Below are 22311 nucleotides of genomic sequence, written 5' to 3'. Positions count from 1 at the left end.
CCCGAGCCGACGGCAGCTACTCGGTGCGTTCGACGAGGAACAGCGTCTGTTCGGGCTTGCCGACCACGACCGCGAGATGCTCGCCCGCCCTGCCGACCTCCCCGTTCACTTGGTCCAGCTCCTCATCGGCGATCGGGCAGACCTCCCACGTCTGCCCGCCGCGTTTCAGCATCGCCATGCCGTGGCTGACATGCACCGTCGTAGCGACATCCATGACGGTGGTCTCGTGCAGGGCCACGGCCACAGCACCCCCGTCAGCCGATCGACTCGGAGTCAGCGGCAGTGCGGGCACCGTGTACTTCGGCGGACTCATGGTCGTCCATTCCAAGTCGGCGCCGGAAGCTGCGGCGGCATGTGCATCGGAGCGAGCCACGTGCGGCCAGCGATCCGCGAATCCCCCGTCCAATCGTGCGTGCGGCCAGCTGTCACGCCGCATTTCGCCGATCTCTTCCAGATCGGCAACGAGTTCCGCTGCCGCACCGATCGGCGCTTCGTACTCCGTGGGGCTTGGGCACTGCTCGTCGAGCCACAGGCGCTCGACCCGCTCGAGTTCGATGGCTGCGTCGGTGACACGAACCCGGGCTTCGAGCAGCTCCCACCCCACCGTCGGCGGAGTGTCGTCATCGACGCGGACGTAGCTCCACTTCTCGCCTGTGCGGACTGCCACCACCTGCTCACGGCCGCACTCGAGCGGTCGAACCACACCGAACACGGCGATGCGCCCCGATCCGGACAGATCGACTGCCACGACCTCCATGTCGCCGGGCAGGCCCACCGTCTGCCAGTCCGCGCCGTCGTAGGCGTACCAATTGCCGGCTGCGCGGGCAACGGCGTGCGCGCCGCTGAACGAGTAGCGCATGTCTGCACCCTCGGCGTCCGACGGCGGTTGCACGATCGACACGGTCGTGGCGAACACGGCGGATTCCGGGTCGCTGCTGGCAGGCGGCTTGCTGTCCCAGTTCTCCGACTCGCCGGCGATTGCCGGTTCGAGCGTCTCGCCGACGGACGGCTTGGCGGGACCAGCCGCTGCCTCCTCCGATTGCTCCGGCACGACTTGGGAGGATTCGTCATCGCTCGCCGCTGCCGTGGTCAGGATTTCGGCGGCTGCCTCGTCGGCCATTTCCTCGTCCGCCATTGCTTCCTCGGCCGATTCCTCCTGAGCGACGCTGACTGCGACAGCAGCAGTCGTCGCGGACACTGGAACCGCCTCCTGCTGTTGTTCTGCGGCCACCACGGAGTCGCTGAGTTCATCAAGCCCGCCGTCTCGCAAAGACACGACACCGATAGCTGCCACAGCCACCAGAGCGAACGCCCCCACACCGCCGCGCGCTGCATTGCGCCGGCGCTGCAGCTGGGCAGCCCGCGCCTGGACGCCTGCGAGCGAGCCCGAGCCCACCGACATCGACGATGCTGTGCTGCGCAGCCGGCCGCGGAGGCGATCCTCGGCGGTCACGAACCCTCCCCTTCTTCGGGTGCCGCTTCCAGCACATCACGCAACTGCTCCAGCCCCCTGCTGAGCCGGCTCTTGACGGTCCCCGCCGCGATGCCGAGCGCATCAGCGGTCTCGGCCACCGACCAGTCCAGGTAGAAGCGAGCCACGATCACTGCGCGGTGAGCATCGTTGAGCGTCGAGAGCGCCTGCTCCAAGTCGAGGTCGCGGGGTCGGTCCTCGGTCGAGTGGGGTTGCGCCAGCAGCGGCCGTCGTTCGCGCTCGCGCCGGACCCGTCGCAGCCACGAACGGGCCCAGTTCAGCCCGACCCGGAACACCCAGCCCTGCGGATTCGCAAACGAGCTGACCTGTCCCCAGCGCTGGCAGGCCCGGGCGAACGCCTCATCTGCAGCCTCAGTGCCAAGTGCCGCATCACGCAGCGCCAGGCCCAGCGCTCGCGCCATCTCGTCGCGGTGGGACGCATAGAAGTCCTCGAACCGCAGTGCCACTGCATCGACGTGGGCAGCTCCGGTGCCCGCTGCGCTCTCAGCGACGTTCACCGTCAGTCCCGTGCGGATCGTGCCCGAACCCATGAGCTCTGAGCCCACGAGCCCTGAATCCACTGGCACTGAACTGATGAGCCCCGAGCCCATCAGCGCCGAGTCCAGCCGCGAGGCAGTGAACGGCAGACCTGCGCTCATCACTGCTGGAATCGTCAATGCAATGGGCGCGCCAGCCATGCCTAGTCCCCACGAAGACTGCCTGCCCCTTCAGACTCCCGCCGGACTGTTTCGGTTCCATGAAGATCGTTGCATGAACGTCATGGTCAACGGTCACGGTCGCCCGTGCGCGCGCCCTTCGGCCGCGAACTCGTCCTCGATGAGCACGCCCGCGCCGCGCAACGCGTCAATCTCCGCGCCGCCGGCGCCCAGCCACTCCGCCAGCACCTCGCCGTTGTGCTCGCCGAGGTACGGCGCCAGTGAATCCGATGTCACCCCCGCGATCGCCCCGGAATCCGCAGTAGCACCGGCAAATCTGTACGGCGTCTGGGTGACGCGCCGCTTGCCGCCGTCGCGGGCGTCGATCTCGATCGAGGAACCCCTGTGTGCAGCGGTGGGCGATTCGTGCGCCTCTGCCGTCGTGCGGATGTCACCCCATGCCAGGTTCGCTTCGTCGAGGGCCGACAGCATCTCCGCACGGGTCCCGAACGAGCTCAGGAATGCGTTGATCGCATCGGTGCGGTACGCCCGCTTGGTCGGGATGTCGGCGTCGGGGGGCGACGGGTCAGCGAGCCCGTGGGTCTCGCTCAGCTGCCGCCAGATCCATCGGAAGTCGCCTGCCGTCAAGACTGGACCATCGACGCCGTCCCACACGAGTCCGCCCTGGGATGTGTAGTTCCCGCCGTCGAGTCCGGCCTGGCTCCCCTCATCGGTCGCCAAGAAAGACTCGAGCATCGCGATGTCGATGTGCTGGCCGTGCCCGGTCGTTTCCGCGACGCGCAGCGCTGCGAGGACGCCGATCGATCCGTGCAGTGCTGCGTTGGTATCGGCGACAGCCAAGTAGGGCTCTTGGAGCGGCTGCTGATGCATCTTGGCGGCGCGAGCCATCCAGCCCGACTCGCCGTGCAGCACTGCCGCATAGGCCGCTCGCTGCGAATCGGGACCCTGCTGCCCGAATCCGCTGATCGACAGCATCACCAGCGCCGGGTTCACCTGGCACAGCTCGGCAAACGACAGGCCGTGGCGCGCCATGACGCCCGGTCGGAAGTTCTCGACGAGCACATGGGCCTGCGCCACGAGCCGCTTCACCGTCTCGGCTCCGCCCTCGGCCCGCAGGTCGATGCAGACGTTTCGCTTGCCCACGTTCTGCTGGGTGTAGAAGCCGGCGAGCCCCGCCCGATTGACGCCCCACAGGCGCGAGATGTCGCCTTCGGGCGGCTCCACCTTCACGACATCTGCTCCGAGGTCGCTGAGAATCCGTCCGGCGAACGGCCCAGCCAGCACGCGGCTCATGTCGACCACGCGGATGCCTGCCAGCGGTCTCATCGACATGTGCTCCCCTCGCAGGTGAGGCGACTCAACGCGGCCGGTCGCCGGCGATGGTCACCCGGAGCATGTGCCGGCGCTGCCCGTGATAGTCGTTCAGCGCGTAGTGCTGGACGCTGCGGTTGTCCCACATCGTGAGCGTGCCCGGCTCCCACCGCACCCGGCACGTGAACTGCTCGCCGACCGCATGGCTCCACAGCATCTCGAGCAGCGCCTTCGATTCGTGCCGGCGCATGCCCGAGATGGCCTCGGTGAATGCCCGATTCACATACAGCGCTTTCGCGCCGGTCTCGGGATGGGTCCGCACGACCGGATGCGTCAGCTGTGCGTGCGCCTCGTCGGACACCTCGACATTCATCGAGCTGCGCTGGCCGGCGTACCGGTCCGAATCGCCTCGCCGCCCGTACTGGCGGGCGGCGGAGTGCACCGCGCTGAGGCTCCCGGCGAAGCGCTTCATCGTGTCGGACAGCCCGGTGTAGGCCGCCTGCTGGTTCGCGAACAGCGTGTCGCCGCCGAAGCTCGGCACCTCCACCGCATACAGCGCTGTCGCCATCGGGGGGCATTCCAGGAACGACATCTCCGAGTGCCACCCACCGCCGAAATTGACCGTCTCATGGGGCTCCTTGATGACCGGCACCACCTCGGGCTCTTCGGAGGTGCCGCCGAGGTAGGGATGACGCTCCAGCTCGCCGAACCGACGGCCGAATCGTGCGAGCGCTGCCGCGTCCATCTGCTGGTCGCGGATCACCACGACATGGTGGGTGCACAGTGCTTCTCGGATCGCTGCGCACCCTGCGCCGTCGAGCGTGGCGACATCGAGCGGCCCGTCGTCGGTCGCCCACAGCTCGGCACCGAGTGCGCCGGCGAGAGGCTTGGCCGTGATGGTCATGACGATCCTGTCGCGTTCATACCGGGTCCGCCTGTCTCAGCCGCCGTGCCACTTCCCCCGCTGCAAGTATCGCCTCTTCGGGGTTCCCGCCACACAGCGTCATGTTGATATGGCGGCAGCCGGCGTCGAGGTACGGCATGAAGAACTCGACGATGTCGTCAACCGTGCCGCATGGGGTGTACTTCTCGAACGCTTTGAATGGCACCCGGTAGAAGCGCTCCAGTTCGGGGCCGACCCAGCCGGCCGCTTCTTCACGGCTGTCGCCCAAGCCGATCCACAGCTGGATGCCGTGATCGGGCGCGGAGGGTGCAGGAGCGTCGATCGCCCGCTCAGCGGCGGCCGTCTCGGCGTAGAGGCGCAGTGCCGCCCGGTAGTGCTCCACCGTGCACCAGATGCCCAGCCAGCCGTCGGCGAAGCGACCGGCTCTGCGGATGGCGGCATCGGAACGGCCCCCGACATAGACGGGAATGGGCGGGTCGGGCACCGGGACGATGCGGGCCTCCGAGAAGGAGAAGAACTCGCCTGCGTGATCGACGGTCTCGCCGGCCAGCAACCGCGCCACGATGCCGAGCGATTCGTCTGTTCGGCGCCCGCGGGTTCGCGGATCGACGCCGCACACTTCCACTTCGTGGCGGTCGTCGCCGCCGATGCCGACGCCGAAGCTGATCCGTCCCGGTGCCATCTCGGCCAGGTTCGCGAGCTGGCGGGCGACGGGAATCGGGTGGCGCAGCGGCAGCAGGTACACGCCGAGATAGACGCCCAGCGTGGGATGCAGGTTCGCCAGGGCCGCCGCAGTGACCATGCCGTCATTGCCGTGCCCGATCCGGAAGCTGACGTGATCGGCAAAGAACACATGGTCGATGCCAGCATCGGCGACGAGTTCGAGCATGCGACGGCGCTCGGCCCACGGTCGTGACCAGAGCTTGACGTCGGGTGTGACGCCGACCCGGATTGGCGGTGCAGCAGTGCGCTCGGTCATGCCGCTGCCGCCTCGCGGCCGGCAGGCGCATCCCAGAGCACCGGCAGGTGCTTGAAGCCGTGCTGGAAGTTCGACAGCAGTCGCTCGGGTCTCCGAGCCGGGTCGAGGCGCAGATTGGGGAGCCGCCGGAGCGACTCAGCGAACATCGCGGACATCTGGCGACGGGCCAGGTGAGCGCCGAGGCAGAAGTGCGGCCCCGCCCCGAACGTGAGGTGGTCGTTCGGGCTGCGCTCGATGTCGAACCGGTCGGGCTCGGCAAACACGGCCGGGTCGCGATTGGCCGCCACGTGGAAGACCACCACCTTGTCGCCGGCACGCACGGTCCGGCCGCCGAGTTCGACATCACATGATGCCGTGCGGCGGAAGTGCACCACGGGCGGCATGTACCGCAGCATCTCCTCGATGGCGCCGGGCAGCAGATCGGGGTGGGTGAGCAGCTTGTCGAGCTGTCCGGGATGCTGCAGCAGCGCCCAGAGCCCGCCGGGCATGCCGTTTCGCAACGTCTCGTTGCCGGCTACGGCAAACAGGAAGAACATGGTCTCGAACTCTTCGTTGGTGATGCCGCCCTCGGCGTCGTCGGCGGCCAGCAGGATCGACACCACGTCGGAGCCCGGGTTCGCCCGCTTGTATGTCGCTAGGTCGTGTGCGTACGCATACATGTCTGCGAGGCCTTCGCGAGAGCGAGGGTCGGGCATGCGACCGTCGGGGCCGGGGCGGATCTGGGCGCGCACCTCGCAGGCGCGCTGCGCCATCTCCGTCCCTGTTGCCGGATCGAATGCGTCGGACACCGAGTACTCGGCGTCCTGGTAGCCGATGACCCGGTTGGACCAGTCGAACAGCAGCATCCGGTCCACTGATGGCACTCCCATGATGTCGGCGAGTGTCAGCAACGGCAGCTCGGCCGAGACCTCCTTGGCGTAGTCGGCGTGCCCGCGATGCACCACCGCGCTCACGAGGTGCTCGGCTCTGGCAGAGATGGTGGCCTCCAGTGCGGCCACGGCGCTCGGTGTGAACGAGCGCATGAGCAGGCGCCGCAGCCGGGTGTGCTGAGGCGGGTCCTGATTGAGCATCATCCGCTGGACGAATTCGAGCATGGCAGCGGTCTGGGGATCGCGGATCTGCGTCCCGCCGAGGTGGGACGAGAACGTCCCCGGATCGCGCAGCACCCGGTTCATCAGCTCGTGCGTGAGCACTGCCCAGAAGCCGGGTCCTGCTTCCCACCCCATGAGCTCGGGTTCGGGCACCCAGTGGACCGGTGCATGTGCCCGCAGGTCGGCGATCAGGTCGTGCGGCACGCCCTCCAGATAGGTGCGCGGGTCGAACAGCGGCGACGGATCCGGGCCGGCGTCACGCTCAGATGCAAGCTCAGTGCCCGTGCGAACGGCTCCCATGGAACTCAGCGTGCCATTTCTTGTTGTTGCTGTGGGCCCGCAGCGACGACAGTCGTGCGCTGCGGTGGGCTCGGGGGTTTGGTGATCACGAAGAACAGCATCCCGGTGGCGGTAATGGCAGCGAGCGCAACGAATGCGGTGACGTAGCTGCCGGTGGTGTCAGCCACCCACCCTGCGGCGAGCGGGCCGACGATCGGGCCGATCATCACGATGAGCGAGCTCACGCCCATGATCGCAGCGAAGGCCGAAGAGCCGAAGTAGTCGGCTCGCATGGCTTGCATGAGCGGCCCGCGCGCACCCCAGGCCAGCCCATGAAAAACGACGGACAGCACCACCACGAACGCGTTGGGCGCCCACGCCAGCAGCAAGATGCCGCCGGCGTGCCCGAACATGGCGACCGACGCAATGAGCCGCTTGTTGATCCGGTCGCCGAGGTAGCCGCCCACCGCCATGCCGGCGAGCTGCATCAGCGGCAGCGCGGCTGCGAACAGGCTGGCCTGCTGCAGCGAGTAGCCCCGTTCGGATGTCAGGTAGAGCTGCAGGTGCGCCATCACTGCACCGACGACGATCAGGGCGCTCAGGTGACCGAAGGAAATGGTCCAGAACGCTCTCGTGCGCATCGCCTCTTTCGCCGTGAAGTGGACGTCGGTGAGGCCTTCGGCGCGGACCGTCCTTCCGTTGGCAACGATCTTGGCCCCGCCGTCGACCTCTTCGCCGAATTCAGCAGGGCTGCCGTCGAGGTACTTGGCCAGCCACCAGGCGACGGCTGCACCGCCGACACCGGTGACCGCAGCCGTCGTGCGCCAGCCGAACCACGTGAACATCAGAACCACGAGCGGGACGCACATGCCGCCGACAGCTAGGCCCATGCCGCCGAGCGCCAGTGCTCGGGCCCGCAGCCGTTCGAACCATCGGACGATCGCGACGGTGACCGTCAAGAACCCGCAGAAGGCGCCGCCGACCGACAGGATGAAGAAGGCGCCGTAGAACTGCCACAGCGAGTGCAGCTGGCTGAACCACACGAAGCCGACCGCCATGCACACGGCGCCTGCTCGGGTAATGGTCTTGGGCCCGAACCGGTCGATCAGCCAGCCCTGCGCCGGCCCCAGCAGCGCCGTCTCGGCGCGATTCACCGCGAACGCGCCCGACAGGGCCGTCTTGCTCCAGCCGTACTCCCGATCGAGCTCCACCAGGTAGGCGCCCAGCGAGTGCATGACGAAGGCGCTCTGCAGCCCCTGGATCACTGCCCCTGCACCCACCACCCTCCATCCGCGGAAGGTGGTGCTGCGTTTGGACATCGTTACATCCTGCCTGATGAGGCGGTTGCTGCGTCGGTTCAGACCACCTCTACAGGCTGATCTAGACTCGTTTTTTTCCTCCAGCCACGCACAAGGGACTCCCAAGGGAGCGAGGAGGGCACAACATGGCACGCATGGTGACGGCCGCAATCGTGCAGACGGCCTGGACCGGCGACAAGGAGTCGATGATCGAGCTCCACGAGAAGTACGTGGCCGAAGCGTCCGCCGCCGGCGCCCGGGTGATGTGCTTCCAGGAGCTGTTCTACGGTCCGTACTTCTGCCAGGTGCAGGACGCCGAGTACTACTCCTACGCCGAAGCGATTCCCGACGGCCCGACCACCAAGCGCTTCTGCGAGCTCGCCGCCCAGCACGAGATGGTGCTCGTCGTGCCGATGTACGAGCGGGAGCAGGCCGGGCTCCTGTACAACACCGCAGCCGTCATCGACGCCGACGGCACCTACCTCGGCAAGTACCGCAAGAACCACATCCCGCAGGTCAAGGGGTTCTGGGAGAAGTTCTACTTCCGTCCGGGCAATCTGGGCTATCCCGTCTTCGAAACCGCCGTCGGAACGGTTGGCGTCTACATCTGCTACGACCGGCACTTCCCCGAGGGCTGGCGTGCTCTCGGGCTGGCCGGCGCGGAGATCGTGTTCAACCCCTCTGCCACCAGCCGCGGACTGTCCGCCTACTTGTGGCAGCTCGAACAGACATCCTCCGCGGCAGCGAACATGTACTTCGTCGGGGCCATCAACCGTGTCGGCGTCGAGCCGCTCGGTGACAATGACTTCTACGGCACGTCGTACTTCGCCAACCCTCGGGGACAGATCGTTGACGGGGCCGCATCGGACCACGCCGAGGAGCTGGTGGTGCGCGAGCTGGACCTCGAGATGCTCGACGAAGTCCGCAACCAGTGGGCCTTCTACCGAGACCGCCGGCCCGAGTCGTACGAACCGCTCGTAGCGCCCTGAGGCGGCGAGCCAAGACTGGAGCGGGCTTCACAGATCGCGACCGAGGGGGAACACGGAGATGACGACGCTGATCAAAGGGGGCACCGTTGTCAGCTCGACCGGCGCGGATCCGGCCGAGGTGCTCATTGACGGAGAGCAGATCGTCGCGGTGTTGCAACCCGGCAGCGACATCGCTGTGGCAGCTGAGCAGGGCGCAGAGGTCGTCGACGCCACCGGACGGCTGGTGGTGCCGGGCGGGGTGGACGTGCATACGCATATGGAGCTGCCCTTCGGCGGTACCTACGCCTCGGACACCTTCGAGACAGGCACGAGAGCCGCAGCGTGGGGTGGCACCACCACGATCATCGACTTCGCCGTTCAGAAGTACGGCGAGAACGTGCGCGAATGCCTCGACGAATGGATGGCCAAGGCCGAGGGCAACTGCGCGATCGACTTCGGCTTTCACATGATCATCGGGGGCGTCGACAACGACTCGCTCAAGGAGATGGACCTGCTGGTCAACGAGGGCATCACCAGCTTCAAGCTGTTCATGGCCTACCCGGGCGTCTTCTATGCCGACGACGGGCAGATCCTGCGAGCGATGCAGCAGGCCGCCGGAAACGGCGGGCTGATCATGATGCACGCCGAGAACGGCTTGGCCATCGACGTGCTGGCCGCCCAAGCATTCGAGCGGGGCGAGACCGCGCCGGTCACCCACGGCTACGTGCGGCGCAAAGAACTGGAGTCAGAAGCCACCCACCGGGCTATCCAGCTGGCCAAGGTGGGCGCGGCACCGCTGTACATCGTGCACCTCTCTGCCGCTGAGGCCCTCGAGCAGGTGACGCTGGCACGCGACGCAGGCATGAACGTGTTCGCCGAGACCTGCCCGCAGTACCTGCATTTCAGCTTGGAGGAGCACCTCAACCTGCCCGGTTTCGGGGGCGCCGCCTACGTGTGCTCGACGCCGATCCGTTCCCGGGAAGAAGGCCACCAGGACGCCTTGTGGAAGGGGCTGCGCACCAACGATCTGGCCGTCGTGTCCACCGACCACTGCCCGTTCTGCATGAAGGAGCAGAAGGAGCTCGGGCTCAACGACTTCCGGGCCATCCCCAACGGCATCGGCGGCGTCGAGCACCGCATGGACATGATCTACCAGGGTGTGGTGACCGGCGAGATCGGCTTGGCGCGGTGGGTCGAGCTGTGCGCCACCACACCTGCGCGCATGATGGGCCTGTACCCCCGCAAGGGAATCATCGCAGCGGGTTCCGATGCCGACGTAGTGATCTATGACCCCGAGCACCGCTGGACCATCAGCGTGGACAACCACCACATGAATATCGACCACTCGGCCTATGAAGGCGTCGAGGTGACGGGTCACGTCGACGTGGTGTATTCCCGGGGTCGCAAGATCATTGACAACGGCCAGTACCTGGGCCGCGCTGGCCACGGCCAGTATCTGCCCCGCGGACTCTGCCAGTACCTGCAATAGGGGGCGGCATCACCTCCCGGCGCAACGGCGCGCCGGGGCAGCACAGCGGATCGGAGAACTCAGCACATGGATTTTGGCGTTGTTCTTCAGACCGATCCGCCTGCATGGCGAGTGGTTGACCTGGCCCAGCGGGCTGAGACGCTGGGGTTCGACTACGGGTGGACTTTCGACAGCCATGTGCTGTGGCAAGAGCCCTACGTGATCTACAGCCAGATGCTGTCGGCCACGAATCGCATGATCGTCGGCCCGATGGTCACCAATCCGGGTACCCGCAATTGGACGGTGACCGCTTCGCTGTTCGCCACGCTCAACGACATGTTCGGAAACCGCACCGTGTGCGGCATCGGGCGCGGTGACTCGGCGATGCGGGTGCTGGGCCACCGCCCCACCAGCCTGGCCACACTGTCCGAGTCGATAACGGTCATCAAGGGCTTGGCCGAGGGCCGCGAGGTGACCTACAACGGCACCCGCCAGCAGATCCCGTGGTCGGCGGGCAGCCAGCTCGACATCTGGATGGCGGCGTACGGGCCGAAGGCGCTGCGACTCTGCGGGGAGCAGGCCGACGGCTTCATCCTGCAGCTCGCCGATCCCCAGATCACCGAATGGACCGTTGCCGCCGTCCACCGGGCCGCAGCGGAGGCTGGACGCAATCCCGACGATCTGTACATCTGTGTGGCGGCGCCGGCGTATGTCGGTGAAGATCTCGACCACCAGCGCGACCAGTGCAGGTGGTTCGGCGGCATGGTCGGCAACCACGTGGCCGACCTCGTCGAGCGGTACGGCGACACCGGGGGCGGGGTGCCGCAAGCTCTCACCGACTACATCGCCGGCCGCGAGGGCTATGACTACGCCGAGCACGGAAAAGCCGGCAACGTCCACACCGACTTCGTGCCCGATGAGGTGATCGACCGGTTCTGCATTCTGGGCGATGCAGACCATCACATCGCTCGCCTGGCCGAGCTGCGTGATCTGGGCGTCGACCAGTTCGCCATCTACCTCATGCACGACGCCAAGGACGAGACGCTCAACGCTTACGGCCAGCGCATCATTCCGGCGCTCAGAGACTGACCGGTCCATCGTGCAAGCGGCAACTGCTACCCAATCGCATTCATTGGCGTCCGATCCCTCAGTGATGGACGACCCGATCGTCCGCGAGCAGTTCATCAGGCTGCAGGCAGCTCGCGAGCGCCGCCGAGCGCGCACCCGCAGCACAGTCCGCCAAGCATTCGTGCTGGTGGCGTTCGTGCTGCTGCTGTGTGTCGCCTACACCGCCTACAAGGCGGTCGGGGCCGCCATCGACGACGCACAGTCAGAGTGGCCGATCATCGGCTCGTTCCTGCCCGAGTCCGGCGACCTGAAGATGCCGCCGGTGCTGGACATCGTCTCGGGCATCTTCGCCGAGCCCAGGGGCACCGGCGAGCCCTTCTGGTCGATCGTCGGCAAGGAGGCCGCCTTCACGCTGCGCGAAGCCGCAGTCGGGTTCGCCATCGGGGTCATCGTCGGCCTGGGCATCGCCATCGTGCTGACGACATCGGGTCGCCTGGAGCGAGCGCTCGTGCCGCACGTCATCGCCAGCCAGACCATCCCGCTGATCGCCATCGCCCCGATCATCGTGATCTGGGGCCGCAAGAGCTTCGACTTCCTGCCGTTCGAATGGCAGGACTGGATGTCGGTCTCGATCATCGCCACCTACCTGACGTTCTTTCCCGTGACCATCAACGGTCTGCGGGGGCTGCAATCGCCGCTGCCGGAGAACCTGGAGCTGATGGACTCCTACGCCGCACGCTGGGGACAGACGCTGTGGCGGCTGCGGCTGCCTGCGTCGCTGCCGTACCTGTTCGCGGCGTTCAAGATCGCAGCGACGGCGAGCGTGGTGGGCGCCATCGTGGGCGAGATCTCGGCCGGGGTGAAAGGCGGCCTGGGCCGCCGCGTGCTGCTCGAGGCGCAGCGCTACACGACAGGGCCCGAGCGCCTGTATGTGGCGGTGCTGGGCGCAGCCGCCCTCGGGATCTTCGTCTTCGCCGTGATCTCGTCGTTCGAGTACGTGCTCGTCCGGCGCAAAGGTCAAGAAGCTGTGACATGAGCCATACGGGACATGAGGAACGGGACATGAACAGCGCCGAGCCGCAGCCTGAGGACAACGGCACTCCCGACGGCGCACCTGCCGCCGTCGACGTAGCGGGCGTGTCCAAGGTGTTCAACCCGGGACGCTCCAACGAGATCAAGGCCCTGACCGGCATCGACCTGCGCATCGACCCAGGCGAGTTCGTCACGCTGATCGGGCCGTCGGGCTGTGGCAAGAGCACGTTGCTGAGGCTGATCGCCGCGCTGACGGGCGTCACCGAGGGATCGGTCGCCGTGAACGGCAAGACTGCCGATCAGGCCCGCCTCGACCGCGACTACTCGATGGTGTTCCAGCGGGCAGGTCTGTTCGACTGGCGCAACGTGTCGCGCAACATCGAGCTGCCCCTCGAGCTCATGGGCTGGAAGGCGGCCGAGCGACGGGAGCGCTCAGCCGAGATGCTCGACTTGGTGAAGCTCAGCGAATTCGCCCGGCACCACCCGGCGGAGCTCTCCGGCGGCATGCAGCAGCGTGTGGCGATCGCCCGGGCGATGTCGTTCCATCCCCAGCTCCTGCTGATGGACGAGCCGTTCGGCGCGCTCGACGAGATGACCCGCGAGCACATGCAGAACGAGCTGCTGCGGATCTGGGCTGAGACCCAGATCACCGTGATCTTCGTGACCCACTCCATCAGTGAGGCCGTGTTCCTGTCCACCAGGGTCGTGGTGATGTCGCCCCGGCCCGGCCGCATCTCGGCTGTGATCGACGTCGACTTGGGCGAGCGCAACGAGGCGACACGTGACGATCCGGCCTATTTCTCCTGCGTGACTGCGGTGCGTGACGCGCTGCGCGAAGGCGACGAGTCGTGAACACGGCAAGGTCGCTGGGGCGTGCGTGGCTGCCGCCGGTGGTGGCCGCAGCGGTCATGTTCGGCGGCTGGGAGCTGCTGCTGGCGTTGATTCGCCCTGACGGTTTTGTGCTGCCGCCGCCCTCGAGCATCGTCGGCGCGGTGGTCGAGAAGTTCGACGTCATCGTCACGGCAACCGGCGTCACCGGTTTCATCATCGTGACCGGTTTGATCGCCGGGGTGGCGGTGGGAGCGCTCGCCGCGGTGCTGGTCACGGCATTCCGTGCGGCGAATGAGACGCTCACACCGCTTGCCGTCGCCGTGAACGCCGTGCCGATCATCGCATTGGCGCCGATCTTCAATGCCTGGTTCGGCATCCTGTCGCCCCGTTCCAACCAGGCCGTGGTGGTGGTGCTGGTCTTCTTCCCGGTCTTCATCAACACGGCCCGCGGGCTGGGACAGGTGGAGCCCAGCCAGATCGAGCTCATGGAGTCCTACGGCGCAGGGAAGTGGCGGATCATGCGCGAGGTGCGCATCCCGAACGCGATGCCGTACTTCTTCACCGCGCTCAAGCTGGCGACGTCGCTGGCGGTGATCGCGGCCATCGTGGCCGAGTACTTCGGCGGCCGTCAGGATGCGCTGGGCAATCTCATCACCAACTCAGCCGGCCTGACCCGCTACGACGACGCCTGGGCCGCGGTGCTGGCTGGTTCGTTGGTGGGCATCTGCCTGTACGCGATCGCCGTAGCGCTGGAACGGCTGATCATGCCTTGGTACTTCGCAATGCGGAAGGCGGCATGACCTCGACCTTGGGCGTGTGAGCCCATTGAGCATCCCAACAGGGGGGGAAATATGAAGGTAAGGAAGACGCTGACAAGGACGCTGGCGCCGCTGCTGGCGCTCGGCCTACTAGCCGCGGCCTGCACTGGCGGCGACGACGCGGATGAGCCCGAATTCGAGCCCATCAGCGAGGTGTCGCTGCAGCTGCAGTGGTTCACGCAGGCACAGTTCGCCGGCTACTACGCGGCGCAGGCGCTCGGCTTCTATGACGACGTCGGGCTCAGCGTGGAAATCCTCGAAGGCGGCGTGGACATCGTTCCCGCCTCCGTGCTGGATTCCGGCGCTGCTGACTTCGCCGTCTCGTGGGTGCCGCGGGGTCTGGTGCCCCGGGAAGAAGGCACCAACATCACCAACATCGCGCAGGTGTTCCAGCGAAGCGCCACGTTGCAGGTGTCGTTCGCTGATGCGGGTATCGACTCGGTGGCGGACCTCGAGGGCCGCACGGTCGGCAACTGGGGATTCGGCAACGAATTCGAGCTGCTCGCCGGGCTGCGCCGCAGCGGGCTGGATCCGGATTCCGACATCCAGCTCGTGCAGCAGAACTTCGACATGCTGGCACTGATCGACCGTGAGATCGACGCCGCGCAGGCGATGATCTACAACGAGTACGCGCAAGTGCTCGAGACGATCAATCCCGACACCGGCGAGCTGTACCAGCCCGAAGATCTGCACATCATCGACTGGAACGACGAGGGCACGGCAATGCTCCAGGACGCCCTGTGGGCCGACGCCGACCGCCTCGATGACGATCCTGCGTACTACGACGCAGCGGTCCGGTTCGTGGAGGCGTCGCTGCGCGGCTGGATTCACTGCCGGGACAACACCGAAGAGTGCGTGCAGATCGTGCTCGACAATGTCCCGACGCTGGGCCAGTCGCATCAGACGTGGCAGATGAACGAGATCAGTGCGCTGATCTGGCCGTCTCCGCTTGGCGCGGGCATCATGGATCCCGACCTGTGGGCACAGACCGTCGATGTGGCTACCAGCGAGGGCATCTTGGCCTCGGAGCCCGACGACGGCGCCTACCGCACCGACATCGCCGAAGCGGCGGTGGCCAATCTGCGGGACGCCGGCATTGATGTCGTGGGCAACGACTGGGAGCGGATCCCCGTCGTGCTGCTCGAGGGCGGCGAATAGCCGCAGACAGCATCAGTTGAACGGTCGCGGGGCGGCGGCGAGCGGATCGCCGTCGCCCCTGCTGGCCGCGTTCGCAGGGGCATTGCCTGCCACGGCTAGCAATGACCGGTCTCGATGGTCCGGCGAAGGGGTCAGCACCCTTCGGCCTCTGCCAGAGCATGCGGACTTCTCAACTTGAGGCTCAGATTGCTGATGCTTGCTGCTCAGACTGCTGAAGCCTGCCGGGTTTCCTGATCGCATCTCGTTCGCTTGACGGAATTGGGCACAATTCGCGGCATCCGTCTGCTCGATTGGCTGAGTGGCGGTCCATGACCGACGGGCCTCGGCGAGACTTCCCGATGCCATCGACCAGCGCACTCTCCGCATCATCGGACGAATGCCGCTCGCGAGCACCTCCAACTTGGTGCCGATTCTCGCTCTGGGCGAGCCGCAATTGCGGGCGAAATTCGGACGGCTGCAGCGCGCCGGCTGGCTTGCGTCGATGAGCGTCGGGATGATCGAACGCCAGCAGCAACGCTGGTTTCTCACGAGTCAGGCCGCCGAGGCGCTCTATCTCCACGATCGTGCACAGGCGCACGGGACCGCAGTGAGCTGCGCAGCCGAGCAGATCCTGTCCCCGGACACGGGCACTCTCCCCGGCGAACCGGTCCTCGGCTCTCGCGAGCGTGTCCAGTGGACAGTCACCGCGCGAGGTGTGCGCACGTGCGTGCGCCGACTGGCTTGGCTGGAGCTGCTCTACCGGCTCGCTCCCAGGCTGCTGTTCTCCGGCTGGCTGCGTGTGCCACCTGGCGTTGCCCCTGGGGTGGGAGATCTCGCCATGACCGAATTCCGGCTGCTGCGCCACGGCGGCTGGTTTCACGCTGTCGCGCACTATGGCGAGCGGTATTGGGTGACGTTCACCTACGTGGGCCTGCACGCCACCGAGCGATCGCTGCGGCGCAAGCGAGCCCATCGCTTCTGGGGACTCGACGCGTACTCGAGCGATCACGACGCCCACGAGCGGGCTGCCGACCGGGTCTTCTACGGCGACCCCACTTACGACGCAGTGCCATCCGCGCAGGTGATCCTCGCCGCCGATTCGTGGGCGGCTCAGTTGGCGCAACGCGAGTTTGCGCGCGACGCGTGGCCATTGATCTGCACACCCGATGGGCTGTGGGGAGATCCCGTCGAGCTGCGGCCATCCAGTGATCGCGTCGACGACCCGGTCACGCCGATGGAAGTGGGGAGAGCCGAGAAGCTGAAGCGCTGGCGGAAATACAACGCAGACACGGTGGCCATCGCCGAGCCGCTCTCCTACGCCGTCTTCATGGCCGTCGCGCAGTTCCCGGCAATGCGGGGCAGCCAGCTGAGCAGCTTGTTGAGCACATCGCCTCGACGGATCGACGCAGTGCTCACCGCGCTCGACGAGGTCGGGCTCATCGACCGTTTCGACGGCCACTGCTATCTCACCGAGCGCGGTCTGCGCCGAGCGGCCAATCTGAGCCGGCTGCTGGCCCGGGCGCTCATCCGGCGCCACGGTGCCTACCTGATCCCGACCTTCCGGCACCGGCAGCGCCACCACGACGACGGCGTCAACCGGCTGGTCCTGCAATTCGCCTCCGAGGGCGCAGCAGCATTCGCGGGTTGGAGGGGGGAGATCAACGTGCCCGCCATCACGCAGATCCGGCCCGACCTCGTGGTGCTGGTCACTGATGGGCCGCTCGGCAGCGGCGCCTACTGCCTCGAGTACGAGCGCAGCGCCACCACTCCCTCGGAGATCATCGACAAGATCAGGCCCTACCGGAAATGCGCCGCCGTGGGACGACCTGTGCCCCTGCTGATGGTCTGCGAGACCGAGCAAGCAGCCGAGAGGTTCGCCGAATACGACTCGCTGCTGCCCCTGCTGGTCACCCACACGGCGGCCGTCGAAGCAGGCCGGCTGACCGGCGATGACACCGTCTGGCGGCAGCGTGACGCCGACACCGTGTCGCTGCACTGCCGCCGCTGATCAATCCGCTACGAGCAACAGAGATCGTCATGCCATGATCGCCGTGACATGCAACTTCGCACACGGCTGACGGCGCGGCAGGTGGACCTGCTGCTGGCCGTCGCCGCCACGGCGGCGATTGGGTCCGGGCTGGCGTCGTGGGCGGTGGGAACCGGTTGGGGACGCTGGCTCACCGTCATGCACGCTCTCGCAGGTCTGAGCCTGCTGGCAATGGCCCCGGCAAAGCTCCGGGGCTCGGTGCGCACAGGGCTGAAGCGTCGGCGCGCCACCCGGTGGTTGTCGATGCTGCTCGGCGCTCTCGTCGTCGCGACCGTCGTGCTCGGAGTGCTGCACGCCACCGGTCTGTGGCACGGCGTGGGCTACTGGTCGGCGTTGTGGACACATGTCCTGCTGGTCGCGTTCGTGGCCCCGCTGCTGGTGTGGCACATCGTCAGCCGGCCGGGCCGTCCCGGCATCGCCGACCTCGACCGCAGGGCATTCGTCGGCGGGGGCATCGCGCTGGCCGCCGCCGGCGCGGCCTACTGGATCCAGCAGCTGGCGGTGGGCGACAACCGACGATTCACCGGCTCTCACGAGATCGCTTCGTTCACACCCGCCGGGATGCCAACCACCATGTGGCTCAACGACCGGTCGCCCCGGGTGGCAGCGTCGGACTGGGAGCTCACCGTCGCCGGCGAGCCGGTCGTGCTGGAGACCCTCCACGACCGGGCCGCGCCGCTGATCGCCGACCTCGACTGCACCGGAGGATGGTGGAGCCGCCAGTCGTGGGACGCAGTGCCATTGGCCGAGCTGCTGCCCGAGAACGACGCGCCCACACTGGAAATCACATCGCTGACCGGCTACAGCCGGCTGTTCCCCGCCGGCGATGCGGCCGACCTGTACCTGGCCGTCGGGTACGGCGGTGAGCCGTTGCGCCGAGGCCACGGCGCCCCGGTGCGGCTGGTCGCACCAGGCAGGCGGGGATTCTGGTGGGTCAAGTGGGTCAGCCGAGTCGACCCTGTCGACCGGCCGTGGTGGCTGCAGCTCCCCTTCCCGGCGGAATAGCGGGCGGCACGCTCGAAGCCGCGGTCGCGACGGGTCGAGCAGACCTCAGATGCCTGCATCCGGTCGGGAACTCAGATGCCGACGCGGATCAGCAGGTTGCGGGGGCCTCGGATCTGGTAGCCGCCCCATTCAGCGCTGCGGCCGTCCGCGTCGGTGGCGAGCTCGAAGTTCGGGAAACGTGCGAGCCATTCTTCGAGCGCGACTTTGAGCTCCATGCGGGCCAGGTTCGAGCCCAAGCAGCGGTGAATGCCGATGCCGAAGGCGAAGTGCCGGTTCTCCGCCCGGTCGATGAGGACCTCGTTGGGCCGGTCGAACTTGGCCGGGTCGCGGTTGCCCGCCCCGAACGGCAGGTACACCTTGTCGCCCTCGGGGACCGGGCAGCCACTGATCTGTGCGTCGTCGGTAGCGCTGATCCGTGCCATCGTGACAGGTGCGTACGCCCGCAGGAACTCCTCGATGGCCGAATCGAGGAGCTGCGGCTCGGCCAGCAGACGCTCGCGGTCGTCGGGGTTGGTCGCCAGGTGCAGCAGGCTGGCCGAGATCGAACTCCACGTCGTGTCGATGCCAGCCAGCAAGAGCAGGAAGCCGACACCGGTGATATGGCGGTTGGTGAGCGGGTCGCCGTTCGGCAACCGCATGTCGATCAACTTGGACGGCAGATCGTCCGCACGTTCCTCGCGACGAGCGTCAACCAGATCGCCGAAGTAACGAAGCACTTCGCGAGTGGCGACGGCGCGGTGGTCGTGCTCCTCCGGCGTGGCCTGCAGCACGGCAACGGCCCAGCGGGTGAACATCGGCTCGTCTGACTCGGGCAGTCCCAGGATGCGGGCGATCACCCGCACCGGGATGTACTTGGAGTAGGCGTCGGCGGCGTCGACGACGCCGGAACCGCCCCGGTCCGCCCCCGTTTCGGCTGCGATGACATCGAGGCGCTCACGGGCGATGCTGCGCGTGACCTCGACGAGCTCCTCGACCGCCGGGGGCGAGAAGAACGGCAGCAGCATCCGGCGAGCGTCGGCATGGAACGGCGGATCGGAGGTGATCGGCGGCGCCGAGATGAACGAAGCACCCTCGGGCGTGTGCGCTACGGAGCTGTCGCGTGAGCTGAAGTTGTCGGTGTCGTAGGCGACCGCCGCGATGTCGTCCCAGGTGGTGGGCAACCACCCGCCACCGTTTCGGTCGCTGTGCGCGACGGGGCACTCAGCGCGCAATTCGTCCCACACCACGGACGGGTCCGCTATGTACTCGTCGCTGAAGATGTCGAAGTCGCGCTCGACCTCGCTGCGATCAACGCCGGTTGTTGTGCTCACGGCAGCCTCCTCCCCCGAGGCTCAACAGTCCCAGATGGCGCCAGCGTAAGCGAGAAGCTCGAGCCGGAGTGCGTGATGGTGTTCATCACGGCCATGACTACTGCACATTCACCGGGGTATGGAGCGGGTCCTACTCTGTGCGCATGCACTTTTCTCGACCGTCGGAACCACGGTTGGAGCCCTTGGAATGGGCAGCGAAGCTCGCACGCGAGGCCATGAAGGACTCGCCCGCCTACGTGGTGAACATGCGGGCGACGATGGCCCACAACAAGCTCGTCTCCAAGGCCATGGGCATGTTCTCCCAGACCATCCTGCTGCAGTTCGAAGACGACCTCACGCGGCGGGACGTGGAGATCGCGGTGCTGCGGACCTGCTGGAACTGCGGCTCGGCGTACACGTTCGGTCAGCACGGTCTTGTGGCGCTGGTCGACGGCGTGACCGAGACCGAGCTCTACGACGCCACCCGGCCCATCTCCCAGGGCAAGTGGACACCTGCCGAAGCCGCCATGCTCCAACTCGTCGACGACCTGTGCGCCGACGACTGCGTCTCAGACAGTGCCTGGGCCGAGGCATCACAGCACTACAGCGCCGCCGACCTGTGCCAGCTGCTCGCCGTGTCGGGCTGCTATCGCATGGTCTGCGGCTTCAACAACAGCGCCGGAGTGCAGCTCGAAGACGGCGTGCCCGGCTGGCCGACGCCGGTCGACACAGCCCAGGCCTAGCCGCCCGTCCGCCCCCGCAGCAATGCCGCGGGATGTGCGCAGCTAGCGTCCGCGCCATGAACTCCGACACGAGCGCCGCCGGATCTGCCGGAGCTGGATCCGGCAACAGCGGTGCGGAGCCGGTGGTGCTCTACGACGAAGACGACACCGTCGCCTTCATCACCCTCAACCGGCCCGAACGCATGAACACGCTCACCGAGAGCGTCATTGCCGGGGTGGCAGACGGCATCGATCGGGCGACAGCGTCGAGGGATGTCTGCTCGATTGTCATCCGCGGCAACGGCCCGACGCTCACCGCGGGCTATGACCTCAATCCGGGCGGGGGCAGTGGCTCAAGCTCAGAGGAGCTGTACGACTCGTGGGGTAGCCCATACAGCGCACCCGGCCCGAAACCCCGTGAGGGTGCTTGGGATCCGGTACGCGACTGGCAGTTCATGGGCCACAACGTGAAGCGATTCATGAAGATCTGGGAATGCCCCAAGCCGGTGCTCGGGCAGATCCACGGCTGGGCGATCGGCGGAGCCACGGACATGATCCTGTGCTGCGACCTGCTCTTCATGGCAGAAGACGCCCATATCGGCTACGCCCCGTCGCGGATCTATGGCACGCCCACCACCATGATGTGGGTCTACCGGCTGGGCCTCGAGCATGCGAAGCAGTTCCTGCTGTCGGGCGATGCCATTGACGCGCAGACGGCGCACCGCATCGGATTGGTCGCCTACGTACATCCGCCCGACGAGCTCGACGAGCGGGTCGAGGCATTCGCCCGCCGGCTGGCCCACATCCCCGCCAACCAGTTAGCGCTCAACAAGCTGCTCGTGAACCAAGCCTTCGAGAACATGGGACTCCGCACGAGCCAGCTGCTGGGAACCTTCTTCGATGGCGTGACGCGGCATACCGAAGAGGCGTACCGCTGGGTGGAGGACTTCGAGACCAAGGGCTTCCGCCAGGTCATCGCCGAGCGCGACGCTCCTCATGGCGACTACGGCGAGCGGTCCCGATGAACCCGACCGACGCGGATTGCGGCCGCTGCAGCCACCGCCGGCAGTTCCCCGGAGGAGACCGTGGCTGAGCTGCCGACTCTGGTGCTGCTACACGGGCTGGGCGCGAATCGGCACGTGTGGGACGGAGTGACCCGGATCATGGAGGCGGCCGGCGGCACCGTGTACGCGCCCGACATTCGCGGGCACGGCGAGGCGGTGTGGCGCGTTCCCTACACGTTCGGGGCCATGGCGGCAGATGTAGCTGAGGCACTACGGCGTGAATACGGGGAGCGTCCTTTCGCTGTCGTCGGGCATTCGATGGGCGGCGCCGTCGCGCTCGCGCTGGCCTCAGGTTGGTTCGGACCGCCGCCTGTCGGGGCAGCGACCGTCGGGGTGAAGCTGCGCTGGTCGGATGACGAACTGGCTCGCATGCCAGACCTTGCGGCGCGCCCCCCTCGGCTGTTCGACGACCGTGCGGGTGCCGTCGACTGGTTCTTGAAGCTGTCCGGATTGTTCGGCGTCATCGATGCTGACGATGAACGCATCGCCGCTGCAGTTACGGCCGGCGTGACGTCGGACTCAGATAGCCCAGGCCGCTGGCGAACGGCGCAGGACCCCGCCACCATCGGCGTAGGCCCGCCTGACATGTCGGGTCTGCTGCCGGCAGCGAAGTGCACCGTCGCTATGGCGATCGGCGAGCACGATCCGCTCGTCGCACCAGATCATCACGCTGACTTGGCCGCGGTCGCAGCGACCAACGCTCACGCGGCCGACGTCACTGAGCCACACGTATTCGACGGCCTCGGCCACAACGCGATGGTCGAGAACCCACAACGGGTCGTCGACTGGCTTGCGACGTTGCCGGGGTTCGCTGACGTCCTCTGACCAGCAACCGTGCGCAGGGCCGGCTCA

At 67.0% G+C, this 22311-nt stretch carries 20 protein-coding genes; 12 read left to right on the top strand and 8 right to left on the bottom strand.

Translation table 11 applies throughout. The features are described from left to right. Nucleotides 1–16: 16 nt before the first annotated feature. The 7 genes from ACOGI5_RS07790 to ACOGI5_RS07760 all read right to left on the bottom strand — a co-directional run bounded on the left by ACOGI5_RS07790 (nt 17) and on the right by ACOGI5_RS07760 (nt 8031). Nucleotides 17–1453 (bottom strand): hypothetical protein, encoded by a 1437-nt coding sequence (locus tag ACOGI5_RS07790; RefSeq protein ID WP_419863857.1) that lies wholly within the window; start codon nt 1451–1453, stop codon nt 17–19. Next, nucleotides 1450–2130, bottom strand: a complete 681-nt coding sequence (locus tag ACOGI5_RS07785; RefSeq protein WP_419863856.1) for an RNA polymerase sigma factor — start codon at nt 2128–2130, stop codon at nt 1450–1452. Before ACOGI5_RS07785 ends, ACOGI5_RS07790 begins: the two co-directional genes overlap by 4 nt. A 132-nt stretch (nt 2131–2262) precedes the next feature. Beyond that, entirely contained in the window at nt 2263–3474 is a 1212-nt protein-coding gene (locus ACOGI5_RS07780; RefSeq protein ID WP_419863855.1) for a CaiB/BaiF CoA transferase family protein, read from the bottom strand. A 31-nt stretch (nt 3475–3505) separates the two neighbouring features. Then, nucleotides 3506–4363, bottom strand: coding sequence for a TauD/TfdA dioxygenase family protein (locus ACOGI5_RS07775; protein ID WP_419863854.1), 858 nt, complete (start codon nt 4361–4363; stop codon nt 3506–3508). Between the two features lie 16 nt (nt 4364–4379). Next, nucleotides 4380–5342 carry an LLM class flavin-dependent oxidoreductase gene (locus tag ACOGI5_RS07770; protein ID WP_419863853.1) on the bottom strand — a complete coding sequence of 321 codons (963 nt, stop codon included), beginning with the start codon at nt 5340–5342 and terminating at the stop codon, nt 4380–4382. Continuing rightward, a complete protein-coding gene (locus ACOGI5_RS07765; RefSeq protein WP_419863852.1) occupies nt 5339–6733 on the bottom strand; it encodes a cytochrome P450 in 1395 nt (464 codons plus the stop codon). The genes ACOGI5_RS07770 and ACOGI5_RS07765 overlap by 4 nt, the downstream gene beginning before the upstream one ends. Before the next feature lie 5 nt (nt 6734–6738). Continuing rightward, on the bottom strand, nt 6739–8031 hold the full coding sequence (locus ACOGI5_RS07760) for an MFS transporter (protein ID WP_419863851.1): 1293 nt from the start codon (nt 8029–8031) through the stop codon (nt 6739–6741). 134 nt (nt 8032–8165) lie between these two features. Between ACOGI5_RS07760 and ACOGI5_RS07755 the strand changes: the two genes are divergently transcribed. The 9 genes from ACOGI5_RS07755 (at nt 8166) to ACOGI5_RS07715 (ending at nt 18384) form a co-directional block, all read left to right on the top strand. After that, a complete protein-coding gene (locus tag ACOGI5_RS07755) occupies nt 8166–8999 on the top strand; it encodes a nitrilase-related carbon-nitrogen hydrolase (RefSeq protein WP_419865456.1) in 834 nt (277 codons plus the stop codon). A gap of 58 nt (nt 9000–9057) precedes the next feature. Further along, nucleotides 9058–10467 carry a dihydropyrimidinase gene (gene hydA / locus ACOGI5_RS07750; RefSeq protein ID WP_419863850.1) on the top strand — a complete coding sequence of 470 codons (1410 nt, stop codon included), beginning with the start codon at nt 9058–9060 and terminating at the stop codon, nt 10465–10467. Nucleotides 10468–10533: 66 nt separating this feature from the next. Beyond that, nucleotides 10534–11535: a TIGR03842 family LLM class F420-dependent oxidoreductase gene (locus ACOGI5_RS07745; RefSeq protein ID WP_419863849.1), complete on the top strand. Its 1002-nt coding sequence runs from the start codon at nt 10534–10536 to the stop codon at nt 11533–11535. A gap of 64 nt (nt 11536–11599) precedes the next feature. Further along, complete coding sequence (locus tag ACOGI5_RS07740) at nt 11600–12550, top strand: ABC transporter permease (protein WP_419863848.1); 951 nt, start codon at nt 11600–11602, stop codon at nt 12548–12550. After that, nucleotides 12547–13398 (top strand): ABC transporter ATP-binding protein, encoded by an 852-nt coding sequence (locus ACOGI5_RS07735; RefSeq protein ID WP_419863847.1) that lies wholly within the window; start codon nt 12547–12549, stop codon nt 13396–13398. Before ACOGI5_RS07740 ends, ACOGI5_RS07735 begins: the two co-directional genes overlap by 4 nt. Continuing rightward, a complete protein-coding gene (locus tag ACOGI5_RS07730) occupies nt 13395–14177 on the top strand; it encodes an ABC transporter permease (protein WP_419863846.1) in 783 nt (260 codons plus the stop codon). Before ACOGI5_RS07735 ends, ACOGI5_RS07730 begins: the two co-directional genes overlap by 4 nt. 51 nt (nt 14178–14228) lie before the next feature. After that, on the top strand, nt 14229–15353 hold the full coding sequence (locus ACOGI5_RS07725) for an ABC transporter substrate-binding protein (RefSeq protein WP_419863845.1): 1125 nt from the start codon (nt 14229–14231) through the stop codon (nt 15351–15353). A gap of 376 nt (nt 15354–15729) precedes the next feature. Beyond that, nucleotides 15730–17340, top strand: coding sequence for a hypothetical protein (locus ACOGI5_RS07720; protein ID WP_419863844.1), 1611 nt, complete (start codon nt 15730–15732; stop codon nt 17338–17340). Between the two features lie 48 nt (nt 17341–17388). Further along, nucleotides 17389–18384: a molybdopterin-dependent oxidoreductase gene (locus ACOGI5_RS07715; protein ID WP_419863843.1), complete on the top strand. Its 996-nt coding sequence runs from the start codon at nt 17389–17391 to the stop codon at nt 18382–18384. Nucleotides 18385–18455: 71 nt separating this feature from the next. On the opposite strand, the gene ACOGI5_RS07710 is transcribed toward ACOGI5_RS07715, so the two are convergent. After that, nucleotides 18456–19694, bottom strand: a complete 1239-nt coding sequence (locus ACOGI5_RS07710) for a cytochrome P450 (protein WP_419863842.1) — start codon at nt 19692–19694, stop codon at nt 18456–18458. A gap of 143 nt (nt 19695–19837) precedes the next feature. Here ACOGI5_RS07710 and ACOGI5_RS07705 point away from each other — a divergent pair, with 143 nt between their 5' ends. From ACOGI5_RS07705 to ACOGI5_RS07695, 3 genes are read left to right on the top strand one after another with little or no spacing between them, the layout of a single operon-like run. Then, nucleotides 19838–20416 (top strand): carboxymuconolactone decarboxylase family protein, encoded by a 579-nt coding sequence (locus ACOGI5_RS07705; RefSeq protein WP_419863841.1) that lies wholly within the window; start codon nt 19838–19840, stop codon nt 20414–20416. A 56-nt stretch (nt 20417–20472) separates the two neighbouring features. Beyond that, entirely contained in the window at nt 20473–21420 is a 948-nt protein-coding gene (locus ACOGI5_RS07700; protein WP_419863840.1) for a crotonase/enoyl-CoA hydratase family protein, read from the top strand. Nucleotides 21421–21480: 60 nt separating this feature from the next. Beyond that, nucleotides 21481–22284, top strand: coding sequence for an alpha/beta fold hydrolase (locus tag ACOGI5_RS07695; protein ID WP_419863839.1), 804 nt, complete (start codon nt 21481–21483; stop codon nt 22282–22284). Nucleotides 22285–22311: the final 27 nt, after the last annotated feature.

This window comes from Candidatus Poriferisodalis sp. (assembly GCF_965208925.1).
GTDB lineage: Bacteria > Actinomycetota > Acidimicrobiia > Acidimicrobiales > Poriferisodalaceae > Poriferisodalis.
Note: the sequence above shows the minus strand (reverse complement) of the source record. Positions and strands in the feature narration are given on the sequence as shown.